This is a genomic window from Nocardia testacea NBRC 100365, assembly GCF_000308775.1.
Taxonomy (GTDB): Bacteria; Actinomycetota; Actinomycetes; order Mycobacteriales; family Mycobacteriaceae; genus Nocardia; species Nocardia testacea.
Map to the genome: position 1 here is coordinate 32,231 of NZ_BAGJ01000261.1, position 14,416 is coordinate 46,646.

At 64.7% G+C, this 14,416-nt stretch carries 11 protein-coding genes, 1 pseudogene and 1 CRISPR repeat array; of the genes and pseudogenes, 9 read left to right on the plus strand and 3 right to left on the minus strand.

The genetic code is table 11. The features are described 5' to 3' along the window. Positions 1-82: 82 nt before the first annotated feature. Positions 83-724: a TetR/AcrR family transcriptional regulator gene (locus tag ON38_RS28045; RefSeq protein ID WP_157181945.1), complete on the minus strand. Its 642-nt coding sequence runs from the start codon at positions 722-724 to the stop codon at positions 83-85. A gap of 402 nt (positions 725-1,126) precedes the next feature. Between ON38_RS28045 and ON38_RS28050 the strand changes: the two genes are divergently transcribed. The 4 genes from ON38_RS28050 to ON38_RS28065 all read left to right on the plus strand — a co-directional run bounded on the left by ON38_RS28050 (position 1,127) and on the right by ON38_RS28065 (position 5,185). Beyond that, positions 1,127-2,395, plus strand: a complete 1,269-nt coding sequence (locus ON38_RS28050; RefSeq protein ID WP_157181946.1) for an MFS transporter — start codon at positions 1,127-1,129, stop codon at positions 2,393-2,395. Positions 2,396-2,510: 115 nt separating this feature from the next. Then, positions 2,511-3,308 (plus strand): SMP-30/gluconolactonase/LRE family protein, encoded by a 798-nt coding sequence (locus ON38_RS28055; protein ID WP_051165329.1) that lies wholly within the window; start codon positions 2,511-2,513, stop codon positions 3,306-3,308. Positions 3,309-3,323: 15 nt separating this feature from the next. Further along, complete coding sequence (locus tag ON38_RS28060; RefSeq protein ID WP_373281256.1) at positions 3,324-4,178, plus strand: HpcH/HpaI aldolase/citrate lyase family protein; 855 nt, start codon at positions 3,324-3,326, stop codon at positions 4,176-4,178. After that, positions 4,175-5,185 carry a MaoC family dehydratase gene (locus ON38_RS28065; RefSeq protein ID WP_039828062.1) on the plus strand — a complete coding sequence of 337 codons (1,011 nt, stop codon included), beginning with the start codon at positions 4,175-4,177 and terminating at the stop codon, positions 5,183-5,185. Before ON38_RS28060 ends, ON38_RS28065 begins: the two co-directional genes overlap by 4 nt. Positions 5,186-5,442: 257 nt before the next feature. Here the strand turns inward: ON38_RS28065 and ON38_RS28070 are convergent, their stop codons facing one another. After that, positions 5,443-6,099, minus strand: a complete 657-nt coding sequence (locus ON38_RS28070) for an alpha/beta hydrolase (protein WP_306306703.1) — start codon at positions 6,097-6,099, stop codon at positions 5,443-5,445. A gap of 11 nt (positions 6,100-6,110) precedes the next feature. Between ON38_RS28070 and ON38_RS28075 the strand changes: the two are divergent. The 4 genes and pseudogenes from ON38_RS28075 to ON38_RS36390 form a co-directional block, all read left to right on the plus strand. Then, positions 6,111-6,533, plus strand: a pseudogene (locus ON38_RS28075) (transporter); the annotation flags it as partial. 43 nt (positions 6,534-6,576) lie between these two features. Next, on the plus strand, positions 6,577-7,935 hold the full coding sequence (locus tag ON38_RS28080) for a flavin monoamine oxidase family protein (protein WP_039828063.1): 1,359 nt from the start codon (positions 6,577-6,579) through the stop codon (positions 7,933-7,935). 1,037 nt (positions 7,936-8,972) lie between these two features. Next, a complete protein-coding gene (locus tag ON38_RS34440; protein WP_051165331.1) occupies positions 8,973-9,287 on the plus strand; it encodes a nuclease-related domain-containing protein in 315 nt (104 codons plus the stop codon). A gap of 30 nt (positions 9,288-9,317) precedes the next feature. After that, a complete protein-coding gene (locus ON38_RS36390; protein ID WP_157181947.1) occupies positions 9,318-10,031 on the plus strand; it encodes a hypothetical protein in 714 nt (237 codons plus the stop codon). 234 nt (positions 10,032-10,265) lie between these two features. On the opposite strand, the gene ON38_RS28090 is transcribed toward ON38_RS36390, so the two are convergent. Further along, positions 10,266-11,213, minus strand: a complete 948-nt coding sequence (locus ON38_RS28090; protein WP_051165333.1) for a hypothetical protein — start codon at positions 11,211-11,213, stop codon at positions 10,266-10,268. 626 nt (positions 11,214-11,839) lie between these two features. Here ON38_RS28090 and ON38_RS38295 point away from each other — a divergent pair. Continuing rightward, positions 11,840-12,106, plus strand: coding sequence for a CRISPR-associated endonuclease Cas3'' (locus ON38_RS38295; protein ID WP_373281258.1), 267 nt, complete (start codon positions 11,840-11,842; stop codon positions 12,104-12,106). A 58-nt stretch (positions 12,107-12,164) separates the two neighbouring features. Next, positions 12,165-12,935: a CRISPR direct-repeat array (repeat unit 37 nt; unit sequence CCAGCGCCGGAACGCGAGCTCCGGCGAGAATCTCAAC). Positions 12,936-14,416 lie beyond the last annotated feature (1,481 nt).

The window sequence follows — 14,416 nt, forward strand, 5'->3', positions numbered from 1 at the left end:
CTCCGTGTTCTCGATTGCGTGAAGGTGTGGCGACTCGTCGAGAGGGGTATCCGCATGCCGAAGAGCCCGGGCGGCGCAGCGGTCAGGAGCTACGGTCCTTCTTCAGGTTCAGTGCGTCGCCCCACAGTCCGGTCACCACATCGAGCAGGGTCGCGCGCTCCAGTAGGAAGACCTTCTGCACGATGCATCGAAAGCACAGCTGATCGAGTTGCACCATCAGCAGTTCGATGCGCAGTTGCCGTTCGTCACGGTGTTCCGGCGGGATCGTCTGCAGGTATCCGTCGAGTTCGTGCGCGAGCTGGTCGATCTGGTCCTTCCAGCGCGCGGCTACCTCGAGATCGCCGGCCATGGCTTCGTGAATCGCGGGCAGCAGTTTCGCGTGGTCCTCCCACCAGGTCAAGGCGTTGTCGAGCCAATTCCGCAGCGCGGACTCGGTGCCCTCCTCGAGCGCGACGTTCAGCAGTGACCAGTAGCGTGCGCTTTGCTGCTTGCGGACGGCCTCATATACCTCGTTGAAAACCTCGGCTTTGTTGGCGAAGTGGAGGTAGAGGGTGGATCGATTGATCTTCGCGGCCTTGGTGATATCGCCGATGGACGCTTCCCCGTAACCGCGCTCTTCGAAAACCGTGCGTGCCGCATGCAATATTCGCCGGCGTGTCATCAACCGCTGCTGCTCACGCACCGGGAGCAGCTCTGTCGTCTCAGTCGATGCAGTGTTGTCCATGCTGCGAGCGTAGACCCGGGGGCTGTCGCCGACATGACGCAGCGTCGGGCGACGCCCTGGTAGCAGCCGTAACGGGGCAAATCCGGGACTGACTCGACATAGTGATGGTTGACACAACGACCTGTTGTGCTTAGGCTCGCTTCTGGACATACGCACTTGCCAGTGCACGCAGGTCGCCGCGCAGACAACCCGGCCGATCGCCGCGAGCCGAGGCCCCGACCGATGCTGCCACGCGCTACTCGATATGCGGCCGGAGTCTCCGATTCGAACCGGTTCGTCGGCGAGGTATCCCAGCCCCCACCCGTTCGGCCGATTCGGCCGCCGGGGGTGGAGGCCCGCGACGACAGCGCGGCACGCCTCGGCATATGGAGCGCGGAATGTCGTCTATATGAGGGAGTCACCATGTCCAGAGTCAACGCCAGATCCCGAATCCCGGTACTGGCACTGTGTTTCGCCGGGTTGGCATTCGAAGGGTATGACCTGGTCTCCTACGGGACAGTGCTGCCCCAGTTGGTGTCCCCGCAGGGATGGGATATCGGGCCGGCGACAGCGGGGCTGATCAGCACTCTCACGGTCGTAGGTATGTTGATCGGCTCCCTCGTCTCCGGTGCGCTGGCCGATTTCATCGGCCGGCGCATGCTGACCATCGCCTCGTGCGGCTGGTTCTCCGCGTGGATGGCAATCTGCGCCGTGGCGCCGACGGCAGAAACGCTCGGCGGAGCCCGCTTCATGGCAGGGCTGGGTATCGGCGCGTTCGTTCCCCTCGCGGCGGCGCTCGCGGTGGAATTCGCGCCGGAGGGGAAGGGGAATCGGTACAGCGCCATCGCCTGGTCCGGATACCCCGTCGGAGGTGTTGTCGCCGCGCTCGTCGGCGTAGTAGCGCTGGAGCCCTTGGGCTGGCGCTTCCTCTTCGCGCTCGGTGCTCTACCCCTGGTCACCCTGGTGCCACTGATGTATTTCACCCTTCCCGAATCCTCGGCAACGCGCCGGCCCGCTGATTATGCAGACGGATCGCAGGACGACCGGAGCTCCGGCACTGCGCGGGGCCCGAAGGCGTTGTTCGTCGACGGAGTATGGGTGCGAACCATCGTCTTCGGACTGATGAGTGCGAGTGGGCTGGTGCTGACCTATGGGCTGAATACCTGGCTGCCGCAGCTGATGCGCGCGAACGGATACGAACTCGGGTCGGCACTGACCTTCCTGATTGCTCTCAATCTGGGTGCGGCCATAATTCCGCCGCTACTCGCCAGGCGCGCCGACGCCTCAGGGCCGCGGACGGTGATGATCGCAGTATTTCTCGCAGCCGCAGCGAGCATTCTCGCGCTGAGCATCGCGCTTCCGCTGGGTCTGGTCTATGTCCTTGTCTTCGTCGCCGGTGCCGGAACTCTCGGAGCGCAGCTGCTGATGTCCGGATTCGTGGCGACGGACTATCCCGATAACTCCCGAGTCGCCGCACTGTCGTGGATTTCGTGCGCCGGCCGGGTCGGAGCCCTCGGCGGCCCGACATTGATCGGATTCCTCGTCGCCGCCGGTAGCAGCGTCGAAACAAGCTTCTACGTCTTTGCGGGATTCGGAATTCTCGGTGCGATACTCGCTGCCGCGATCCCGCGACGGCCACAAACGCGGTCTGTCACCGATGCCGAGGGAACAGCCGTGCGTTCCGAAGCCTGATCCAGGAAATGGAGTATTTTCGATGACTGTCAACTTTTCCTTCGAAGTCGTCGCCGACGGATACTCGTTCACCGAGTGCCCGCGCTACCACGACGGTCGCGTCTGATTCGTCGACATGCATCTGAACCGAGTGATCTCGGTTCGGCCGGACGGTTCGGATACACGCACAATCGAGGTTGCGAGCGCGCCCGGAGGCATCGGGTGGCTGCCCGACGGACGTCTCCTGGTGGTTCTCATGCAGGAGCGAAAAATCCTCCGGCTCGACGACGATGAACTGGTCGTGCACGCTGACCTCTCCGATTCGGTCCTATCGACACTGAACGATCTGGCAGTGGACTCCGCCGGTCGATGCTACGTCGGCGAAACCGGATTCGACCCCCACGCCTTCCTCTCCGATCCGGAAGATATCGACAACGTATGCCACGGCCGGTTCACCCCGCCGGCGACCAGCCGGCTCTTCCTGGTCGAGATGGACGGCGAATACCGGGAGGCGGCTTCCGGGCTGGCGTTCAGCAACGGAATCGTCGTCGACGAAACCCGGAAGTATCTATTCGTCGCCGAGTCGTTCGGCGCCCGGCTGACTCGATTCCGCCTTGCTCCCGACGGCAGTCTCACCGAGCGTAAGGAGCTGTTCGTCGACTTCGCGCCGGACGGCATCGGAATGGATACATGGGGATATATCTGGGTATCTGATGTATTCGGCCGCGCCGCAGTTCGAATCGACGCGGAGGGCCGGGAAATCGAGCGGGTACGGTCCAGCCGACTCGTCTTGGCCTGCGCAACCGGTGGCGTTCACGGTGATCAGCTCTACCTGTGCGCCTCGCCGGCGCTGGACAGCACCGAATGCTTGCGACTGCGTGAGTCACGAGTCGAAGCAGTGACTATCGATTCGCCGACACGCGTCGCGAAGTAATCGGCAGGACTCATCGTGATTGCTACATGCCGGCGAGTAATTCTGGTCGCACCCGGGTCGGATGAGCGTAAGGCCCGCAAGGCACTCGATTCTTCTGTCGACGAGGTCGTTCTCGATCTCGAAGATGCTGTCACTGCCGGTCGCAAGGACGAGGTGCGGGAGGTCGTGGCCGAGCTGGTCGGTGAGTACGGACCCCGGCGGCCGGTCTCCGTCCGGGTCAACGGACCGGATACCCGATGGTTCCGCCGTGACCTGTCCGCACTCTGCGAAGTGGCGGATGCCCTGTCCTCGATCGTGATTCCGAAGGTCGGCTCGACCGTGGACCTCGAGGCCGCCGACCGGATACTCGACGAAGCCGGCGGCACGGAGGTGCGACTGCAGGCACTGGTGGAAACCCCCGCCGGAATCCACAATGTCGACCGGATCGCCGCCGGGTCCCGGATCGAGGCCGTGATCATCGGATACGCCGATCTGGGTGCCGCACTGGGCCGGTCGCCCGCGGCCCCGCCCGAACAGTGGCTCTATGTCCAGGACCGGGTACTACACGCCGCGCGTGCGGCAGGAGTGCAGGCAATCGACGGTCCCTTCCTCGGAATCGCCGACGATCCGGCATTCCGCCGTGCCGGCCACTGGGCCGCGGATCTCGGGTTCGACGGCAAATGGGTTGTGCACCCGGCGCAGGTCGGCACCACGCTGGAATTGTTCACTCCGAGCGTTGAACAGGCCGACTTCGCCAGGCGGGTACTGTCCGCACTCGAACAAGCGGAGGAACAGGGGGTGGGAGCTATTCAACTCGACGGCCGGATGCTCGACGAAGCTCTCGCCGTCGCCGCCCGCCGTACGCTGATGAAGATCGGAGCCGGGCGATGACAACTCTCGACCACACACGGACTGTTGTCGTCGGCGGGCCCTACTTCGACCGGTTGGCCGTCGGGCAGGTCTTCGATACCGCCCCTGCCGTCACCTTGACCGACGGGCTCGCTGCCGCGCACCAGGCGATCGTCGGCAATCGATTGCGCCTGACGCTCGACAGGTCGCTGGCTGCAACGGTCGCCGGTGGTCCGGTCGCGCACCCCGGGCTTGTCACCGATATCGCGATCGGACAATCGACTCTGGCCACCCACCACGTCAAAGCGAACCTCTTCTACCGAGGCCTGCGGTTACATCGCCTGCCATTGATCGGTGACACGCTGTCGACCACCACCGCGGTCGTCGGCCTGAAAAGCAACTCGATCAGATCCGGTCGCCAGGCGACGGGTCTCGCCGTATTGCGTATCAGCACTGCGGACCAGCACGGACGGACCGTGCTGGACTTCCATCGATGCGCCATGCTGCCGGTCGACCCCGCGGTCGATCCGGCCGAGGTGACCCGCACCGACGATGTGTCCACGATCGGTGAATCGCACGCAACGGGCTGGGCAGTGCCCGAAGGAATCGATCTCGATGCCTACCGATCCGCAGTGCCAGGACCACATTTCGATCCGTCGCTGGTGGGGGTCAGGTTCACCTCGAGCGGCGATGTCGTCAGCAGTGCACCCGAACTCGCCCGGCTCACCCTCAATATCGCCGCCACGCACCACGATGAGCGGACGAGCCCGACCGGTCGCCTCGTCTACGGTGGCCACACCATCGGCATCGCCCTCGATCAGGCGGCACGGGCGCTGCCCAACCTGGTGACAATACTCGGCTGGCAATCCTGCGATCACACAGCCGCAGTCGCCGAAGGGGATACCCTCACCAGCGACCTGTACGTCGAGAACGCGTCGATACTGCCGACCGGCGGCACCCTCGACCTGCGATCGATTGTTCTCTCCCATCGCGGGGACGCACCATCACAGCGGGTACTGGACTGGCGATTCACGGCTCTGTTCGCTTGACATGCGGTAAAGGCCTCATCACCCGGGGAGGCGCGCCCCCGCCACACCGATGATGGCCGCTGGCCAGGCTGGCTCCGCGCCACCGAGACGGCCCGATGGCCCGGCGACGCCGTCCGTCGAGGTGCCCGGCACTACTATCGCCTTCCGCGACACAGGGCCGCCGCCCGGCTTGCCCTCCGCGGGACCGTCGTGTTCGGTCACGGAACCTAGTTCGGCGGCTGGATGTTTCGCCACCAGGTCGGCAGGCTGCGCGACCGTTACCGGTGTATCGCGATCGACTGGCGCGGCCACTGCGACAATACCGCCCCCGCAGCGGTGCGACGGATCCGCTCGGTCGTCGAGAGCTGATCGCGTCGTTGCGGAGATGCGAGATCGCGCAGGTGCCGGCACACCTCGCCGATCGCCTGCTCGGTCTGCGTGAACACGCCGACCTCGGTGAAGAAGCCATGGAAGACCCCGGTGTACCTGGTCGACGACACCGCGACGCCCTCGTGCCGAAGCCGCTGCGCAGACGCCTCGGCATCGTCGCGGATCGGATCGACCTCGGCGGTGATGACCAGCGCGGGCGGTAGACCGTGCAACGACTCCGCGCGCATCGGTGCCGCGTACGGGTCGCCACCGGCGTGTTCGGCACCGACGTACTGCTCCCAGAGCCAGCGGCCCTCCGCGGCGCCGAGCAGCGGTGCGTCGGCGAATTCCGACCACGACGGCTTGGAGAATGTGTCGTCGACGGCGGGGTAGGCGAGCACTTGCGCGACGGGCAGGTCCCTGCCCTTGTCGCGGCGGTACAGGCACAGGGCGACAGCGAGATTGCCCCCGGCGGAGTCGCCGCCGATCGCCATCCGATTCGGGTCGATGCCCAGGTCGGCGGCCGATCGGCGCAGCCACGCGTAGGCGTCGACGCAGTCTTGCAGCGGCGCCGGGCAACCGGTACAAGCCTTCGGTGGCGGTCGACGTCCGCGCGTTCGCCCTGGCGGGTGTGGTCGGTTTCGCCTTGAGCGTCTATGCCGAGGAGATCGGCACTCCGGGCAAGATCTTCTACATCGTGGTCAACATCCTCACGACATTCTTCCTGATCTATTTCTCCCAGCGGCTCTGGGAGATCGGTGAGCGCGGGCACGCGGTGGGGGCCGGTGTCGCGACGGCGTGCGGATTCTTGATCGCCGCGACCTACGACTTCGTCCACATTCCGGGCGACGACGCGGAGCACACCATCTTCTACATCTTCGCGTTGTCCACCTGGGGCCTGCAGATGTTCACCTACTACCGCGCGTACCGCGCCTTCGATGCTTACAACAAGAAGGTCGACGCCCCGGCTGTGACCGGTGACGCCGCCGTTACGGCGTAATCAACGAGTTCACAGTTCCACCCATCCGCAGGTAGGAGCCGAAATGGCAACACAGAAAATCCAGGAAGAAACCACTGAGATGGTCGTCGTCGGCGCAGGAATGTCGGGCTTGACGGCCGCGACCACTTTGGCTCCCACCACTGATGTGGTCGTGCTCGAGTCCACCGACCGCGCAGGTGGACGCGTTGACACCGTCCGCCGGGGCGACTACTGGATCAATGTCGGCACCCAGTTCACCGAGGGCACCGGCAGCCTGATCGACGCGCTGGAACGGCACAACATCGAGATGGGCTCGCTCGCCGGCAAGAGCATCGCGTTGCATTTGAACGGTTCCACGGTCGATACATCGAATCCGCTGGCGCTCATGTTCCGCACGCGCATGACCATGATGGATCGGCTCGGTCTCGCCATCGTCGGTGCGCGCATCCTCTCGGCCGCGCCGTTCCTCGAATCGCAGAGCCGTTTCGCCCAGCGTGTACGTGCCCGGCTCGAGTCCAAGCCGGCGTCGTATCTGCTGAACGGCGTCCGCTCGGAACTGGCTGCCACGATCGTCCGGTCGTGGTCGGCGCAGTGGATGGGATGCGATCCGGAGGAGACGGCCGCCGCTCAGTTCGTGTACTCGGTCGGCATCGCGCTGACCGACCCGGAGAAGGTCCCGAACTTCTCTCTGCCCGTCGGCGGCAACCAGACGCTGACCGACGTGCTGGCCGGCGATTTGGGCGCTCGCATCCGCCTGAACTCGATGGTTCGAGCGGTGCGCCGCGACGGTGACGGCGTGATCGTCGACTATCTCGACGGTGACGTGCCCAAGCGGTTGCAGGCCAAGCGCGCGATTGTCACCACGCCCGCCGATATCACCCAACGGATCATTCCGGACCTGCCGCAGCAGTACCGCACCGCGTTCAACGACATCACCTACGGTCGTTACGTGGTGGTCGGCTTCTTCACCGACGAGGTCGGCCCGCAGCGCTGGGACAAGTACTTCGGCATCTCGGCACCGCAGCTGTCGTTTCAGGCGGTGTTCAACCACGCCGCGGCGCTGCGCACCGGTGGCGACCGCACGCCGGGCGGCGCCCTGGCCTGTTTCGCCGGTGGCGGCAAGGCCGACGCGTTGCTCGACCTGCCCGACGAAGAGATCGTGTCACGCTTCAGGAACGACCTGCTCAGCGTGCTACCAGAACTGGAAGGCAAGCTGGGGGAGCCCATCCTGCGCAGGCACCGCCGAGTCGTCCCCTTCTGGGCGCCCGGCCGACGCAAAACGCTCCCCACATTGCGCGACCCGCTCGGCACCATCTATCTCGCCGGCGACTACCAGCTCGACGTGCCGTCGCTGGCCGACGCCGCCACTTCGGGTGAGCGTTCAGCGCTGGCCGTTCTGACAAGCCCGGGTCGCTCACGGTAGCCAAGGGTCGGATCCGATAAAGTCGGGCGCTGCGCACCAATTCCCTCCGCCCCACCCGCCGTGGGAACCTCGATCGACACCCATTCGGCCGGGACTCACCTGCCTACCGGCCGGGCCGATCGGTCGGCAGCCCTGCTCGTTTCGGCCGCTGCGTGGCCACGGCCACGGCCTGTGGCTCGCAGCGCCGGAACGTGGGCTCCGGCGAGAATTTCAGCGACGGCGCTCACATACCGCCCTGGGACTGTGTCGCCCAGCATCGGAACGCGACATCGGGGGAAGCCGACGGCACGACAGAGCGGCCAACTGGGGGCTGGGCGGCGCCGTCGGTTATGGTCCGGCGCGGCTCAGCGGGCCCGGGATGCTCCTCGGGTGGGAGGGCGTTCTGCCAACCAGCGGTTGCTACGTATGTATGTGTCCGCTATTGATATACAGGACATGTTGCCTGATGAGCGCGTGGGCGTATTGGTCGATTCCCCCTCCGGACACATATCTCCCTCTTTCTACCTGCTGTTATTTGGTGTGAGTATCAATTGCTTAAACCATATGTGCAGGTCAGCAGCGTGGGGGTTCAAGTCGGGTTCAGCTGAGACAGTCCTGATAGCCAATTTGCGTATGTGCCCTTTCGCGGTGGCCAACCCACGTCGCGGCGTTGCCGTTGCCGGAAGCCTGAATCCGCGCCCCACGCGGGGAAGAGATGCGGGCCTCGCCGACTGTGAGCTATTTTGTCGGGGGGCCGGGTGGGCGGCAACATGTAGAGCGTGATCAGTGGGGCCGTGGCGACGAATCAACCGCGGCATCGTCGGGATCGGGGAGTCGATGCCGGCGTGGAGCGTGCGAGCTGGAGTCGGCTCGGGCGCCCGGCACCCGAACCGCCATGTCGACCGGCGTGCCGACCTGGTGTGCCCGATGCTCTGGCCGCCCACCCTGAGTGGTGCCTGCCCTCGCTGTTCGTCCGAAAGATACTGAGCCGCAATCATTGTCGCGCATCCTGTCGGATTGGGCCGATATCATATAGGTATCACCTGTAGCAGGGAGGGGTGATCCTGATGCTCGTCATCGCCGATAAGCCCAAGTCCGGTACCGAATCGCGCGTCTTCGACTGGTTGAGGGTGTGGGCAGGGGAGTTCAAGATCCCTGGTATCGCGATCACCAACGCGTACGTCGCCGGTCAAGCGGTCGATCTGATCGTCATCACCCCGTTCACCGCCGTCGTGATCGAGATCAAAGGAACCGCGCCGGGGGTTCCCGGCGACGGTGTGCTGATCTGTACATCGAACAGCCGATGGCAGGTTCCTGGCTATGTTGGTGACCCGGTCCATGTCCGCGCCAACGACACCACACCCTACGACTAGGCCCGCAACGGCGCGCTGAAGTTGAAGCGTGTGGTCAGCCGGGTGGGCAGCGCCGCCTATGTCCCGGGGTTGGTGGTGGTCGTTCCTCCGCGCGGCTCGACGATGCGGCTCGACAAGAAATCGGCGCCTGACGGTTGCACTGTGTTGCTGTGCGAGAACCATAATCCGTTGCGGGCCTGGTTCCACAGAGCCCACCGCTCCGGCGGCATCGCCTGGACCGCGGACCAGGCCTACGCATTGGTCGATGCACTCGAATGCGGCGACCGCACCACCGTCGCCGAACTGGCAGCAGAAGGGTTTCCGCGCAGGGGGGTGGAACCGTTACCGGCTGTGCCGTTGTCGACGTCACGATCGAGTTCTACGCCACCGGCTCCGCCGGTTCCCGCTCAGGCTTCGGTGCCACGCCTTTCGGTCTCACCGCAGCCGGCGTGGATCAAGCCCGCTGAGGCAGTCCCGCGGCCGGTGATGGTGCGACCGTCCACTCCGGCCTCCGCCAGCAGGCGGAGCGTGTATCAGACTGCTGCGGCGTTCGCCGCGATCGCAGTGCTGGGTGGCGGGCTTTGGTTGTTGGCCCAGTCTGGAGGTGAGCCCGATCCGAAGCCGATCAGGAACGAACAGCCGATCAGCTCGGTCACCGAGGAGCCGCCAGTGCGGCCTCCACTGCCCACGCCCACCGAAGAGGTCCGGCGAGCTCCGGTGCCGGCCGGTGAAAGCTGCTTTCCATTCCAGCCGAACTGCCGATGACGCTTGTGCGAGGTCTCCGTACCGACCGTTTCTTACCCGGGGACTGGCACGGATGGTACCGAACTCACTCGTTCCGTCTATCCACAAATACGACAGCGATGACGTCGGTGTGGGCGCGAAGTATGCCGAATCGGCGCCGGCTGCGAGAGTCGATCGAACCACAAGAGCCGGAGCGGTCTGCCCGTTCTCTCAGGGCGTGAACCACGCCAGCCGCAGAACCGCACGCCTCGGTCATCAGATGAGCTCCGCGGGAAGGGCTAATGACGGAACGAGCGTTTCCAGGTCGACGAGTTCGATGCGTTCACCATGGACACGAACGAATTCCGCAATGGTGAAGTTGGATGCAGGTCCGAAGCGTTGCTCGAACCGGGTCCTGGTATGCGGAGACGATCGCCCGAGTGCCCACTCGATCGTCGACTTGGATGTCGTAAGAAACCGGACCGGGCGCGCACCGACGACGAACAGCTGGGCACGTCGACCGCTTTCATCGAGCGCCAAGTGGACCAGGTCGGAGACGACGCCTCGCTTGCGCACAGCGTCGGCGCCCTTCCACTGTGCGACTTTGAACTCGGCGATCCGATGGTCGGTTTCCAGATCGAACGGTCGTGACCGATCGTTTCCCGCTCCCAGCGAAGGCCGCCGGACGACAATCTCACCCTCTTCCAAGATGAGGGGTAACACGCGCGCGATGACGGTCGCATGAATGACGTCGTTGAGGCGTCCGACCTGTGCGCGCACAGCCAGTGCGGCGTCGAGAAGGTCCTCGCTGAATCCGTACTCGGCTATCACCTCACGAGTCGTTGCGGAGCCCGCGTGCTGGAGGGCGGCCTCCGAGGCAGCAAGATGTGCTGTCAGGTCATGGTCGGTGAGAAAACGTGACAGCGTCGCGAACGACTCAGACAATTTATCGACGCCACCGGTCGCGCTGGACCCGTCGGAGATCTCCGCTCGGGCAGTTTCGGTCCGCGGCGGCGTGTAGACGCTGGTCGACAGCCCCAACTTGCGCAACTCGGCGAGGGCTCGATGCGATGTATACGCCGAGCGGGGCAAACCGGTGATCAGTTGGTATACTTGCTTGGGCGGATAGTGTATGCCCGCGACGTTCACCCAGTGCTCGCGGATCGGCTCGGGCTCGACCTGGCTGACCGCCTTGAACGCTGAGGGTTCGATCGCTTCTTCCATACCCGAGAGGTTTCCCTACCGCAGGTGGGCACGGCAAACATCGACTTCGAAAGCGTGCGTTCGGGACTATCGAGGTCGGCTCGGCGCACTCGTGTTCCGCGACTTCCACAGCGCGATGGCGGGTTTCTGACTTCCATGCTCGTCGCTGCCTGGTGGACCGTCCTCGATGTAGTCCGGGTAATTCGCCGCGCACGACGAGCCCAGTCGGGGACGAAGGGATGAACGCGACCCCGGGTGTTCTGCCCGCCTGGTCGCGAATTCCGATAACACTTCCGGGTAGCAATGGTCGCGAATCTCGATACCACCGAGGCAAGGTGGGAGCCTTTCCGTCGTACCGGGCCGACCTTCCGCAACTGGTCGGCGCACCCTCGGCGTCGTATGGGCCGACTGGCTGTGGCGACGCCCGATGGCGACCACGAAGATCGGCCGATGTCGAGATTCGCGAGCAGGTCGTCTCCAAAATCGCCTCCATCGCCCGGTGTTCTGCCATGCCGGAGATGGGACGGGGCGAGCCGTCGAGGTTGGGCGATCAGCGGCCAGCGGTGCCGAACTCTCGACGGCTCGCCTGTGTCAGTGCGTCCGGTTAGGTTGCGTTTGTGGAACTGTGGGCGCATAGCCGGAGTGTTGTGTCGGGTGTTCGGCATGGTTTGGGTGAGCATTGCCGGTCGACAGCATGGTGGGCGGGGTGGTTCGCGGCGGGTTTTGGTGCGGGGGAGCTGGCGTATGCGTTGGGGTTGTTTCACGATGCGGGCAAGGCGTCGTGTGGGTGGCAGCAGCGGTTGTTGGTGGTGGAGGGTACGGGGGGTCGTGTGGGGGTGCCGCACAAGGAGTTAGGTGCGCGGTCGGTGTTCGGTTCGGTGGGGTTGGCGGCGTCGCGTTCCGGCGCTGGTTGACCGGCACCTGCTCGCGGGTCAACACCCCGATCTCGCCCGCATCGCGGTGGTCGAGATGCCAGCGCCGGAACGCGAGCTCCGGCGAGAATCTCAACCCGCTCGCGAGGATCGTGCCGGTGATCTGACCACCCAGCGCCGGAACGCGAGCTCCGGCGAGAATCTCAACCATTCCCGCGACCACGTGTAATCCCGCGGTCGCTCCACCAGCGCCGGAACGCGAGCTCCGGCGAGAATCTCAACATGCCCGCAGTCGACCTCACCGGCGCCGACGAGCTCACCAGCGCCGGAACGCGAGCTCCGGCGAGAATCTCAACGGCCCGCGGAACGTGACGCAGGCCGACCCCGGGCTGCCAGCGCCGGAACGCGAGCTCCGGCGAGAATCTCAACATCGAGGGCGAAGTGGACCAGCTCGAAGTAGCGAAGGCCAGCGCCGGAACGCGAGCTCCGGCGAGAATCTCAACATCGACAACGACCTCTACACGAATCAGACCTACCTCCAGCGCCGGAACGCGAGCTCCGGCGAGAATCTCAACACACCGGGGCGCGTGTGAGACCCGCCAAGGAGCTGCGCCCAGCGCCGGAACGCGAGCTCCGGCGAGAATCTCAACGTGCGCAAACCTCGGCAATATCCGCGCCATGTTGGACGCCCAGCGCCGGAACGCGAGCTCCGGCGAGAATCTCAACACCCACCCGGGACTCTTCCCGCCGACGATCACATCGCCAGCGCCGGAACGCGAGCTTCGGCGAGAATCTCAACCTCGGCGGCCTGGATGCCCTGCGTCGCCGCGTGATCCAGCGCCGGAACGCGAGCTCCGGCGAGGATCTCAACGACGGTGAGGAAGTCCGGATAGTCTCGGACAACCGCGAGCGCCGGAACGCGCGAGCTCCCGCGAAGATCCCTGTGGCACCGCCCAGCGGTCACCCGGCGCTGGGCGGTGCCCCCGGGTTGTGTCGGCGCGGCTAAGCGGCTCCGAGATGGTCTAGAGGCAAAGGAGGCGTGCCACGGAGGAGCTTCTCTCGCTGTTGCTACATGTGTATCTGTCGTCTATCGGATATGCAGGACCTGTTGCCTGGTGAGTGCGTGGGCGTAGTGGTCGATTCCCCCTCCGGACACAAATCATATAGCTCTGACCTGCAGTTATTTGTTGGGTGAATATGTCGATTATGGCATCGGCGCAGGTCGGGGGCGTGGGGGTTCAAGTCGGTGGGGGATATCGCCAGGCTTAGCTAGCGTCTGCTTGCATCCAGTCGCATTCCGCTACCACCTGCAGCGACTCTGCACTGCGGTCTTGCGTCGGCGTCCAGGTCATGATGACCACACACCTGGGTTTATCGGGCCCGACTGTCTATGGTGCCGACCGTGTCGGGGATACCAGTTGGTCCGAGCCTGTCGAGGACACCACGCTTCCGGCTTCCTGCTCAGGAGAGCCCATCATTCGATTGTTGCTGCCCGGGCGGTCAGGCTGGCGCAGCCCCGCGCTATTCCGGGATCGACCCGTGCAGTCAAGCTTCAGGTCGCTCCTCTTCGCTGCGGCTGCCTGTTTTGCGGTGATTCTCGTTTTGCCGTTCAGCGCATCCGATAATTATGCGAAGTAGCGCCTGAGCTGCTTCCTGGTTCAGGACGGGCGGGTCTTCCGGGGTCACGACAGTGATCTTGGCTTTACGGGAGTCCGAGTTCATGTTGTATCTATAGACCCGGAGCGGGGCGTCTTGCCGGAACCGAGGGCGCAGGTCGCTCCCGTGTCAATGCTGCAGGCTCTTCTGCGGGAGCGAAGCCGCGGCTGATTGTCGCCTTCGCACCGCCCTGCCGCTGGTTCGGGCAGCATGCCTGTGCCTGTCCGGGCTGCGTGCTCAGAGTTGGAGTAGGTCAGATGACCGAAGGAGAGGCTTTGGTGCAAAGCCTCCAGTAGAAGGGCACGGATTCGCTCGCCATTTCAGCCATGTTGTGTGCATACCCGAGGAGGGATCGCGACCAAGCTGGCATTGGACACCGACGTGGCATGTGTTTGTCGGCGAGTGAGCACAAGATTGTTCAGCGTGCCGGTGAGGGGGGCATGTGCGGGCATAGGCATGGACTGCTTGACTGGCCTTCTCGCGTTCCGATTCCCGGCTGTGGCGGACCGAGTACTTCGACTGCTCGCCTGCTCGCTGCCAGTGAGATGCCGACCGGCGGTACGGCGCTGCTCGCCTCCTCGAAACCCGTGTCGGTGCCTTTTCCACGGTTGGCCGTGTGTGACTCGAATCAGCTACCGGACCTATTGTTCGCCACATGCTCGGTGGACGGAATCGGCTACGGCACAGGGTACTTAG

Bases quoted from the DNA above. Each gene is read 5' to 3' on its own strand.
- ON38_RS28080 (WP_039828063.1), top strand. From the start codon at position 6,577: ATGGCAACACAGAAAATCCAGGAAGAAACCACTGAGATGGTCGTCGTC.
- ON38_RS28065 (WP_039828062.1), top strand. From the start codon at position 4,175: ATGACAACTCTCGACCACACACGGACTGTTGTCGTCGGCGGGCCCTAC.
- ON38_RS28050 (WP_157181946.1), top strand. From the start codon at position 1,127: ATGTCCAGAGTCAACGCCAGATCCCGAATCCCGGTACTGGCACTGTGT.
- ON38_RS28055 (WP_051165329.1), top strand. From the start codon at position 2,511: ATGCATCTGAACCGAGTGATCTCGGTTCGGCCGGACGGTTCGGATACA.
- ON38_RS28090 (WP_051165333.1), bottom strand. From the start codon at position 11,213: ATGGAAGAAGCGATCGAACCCTCAGCGTTCAAGGCGGTCAGCCAGGTC.
- ON38_RS28045 (WP_157181945.1), bottom strand. From the start codon at position 724: ATGGACAACACTGCATCGACTGAGACGACAGAGCTGCTCCCGGTGCGT.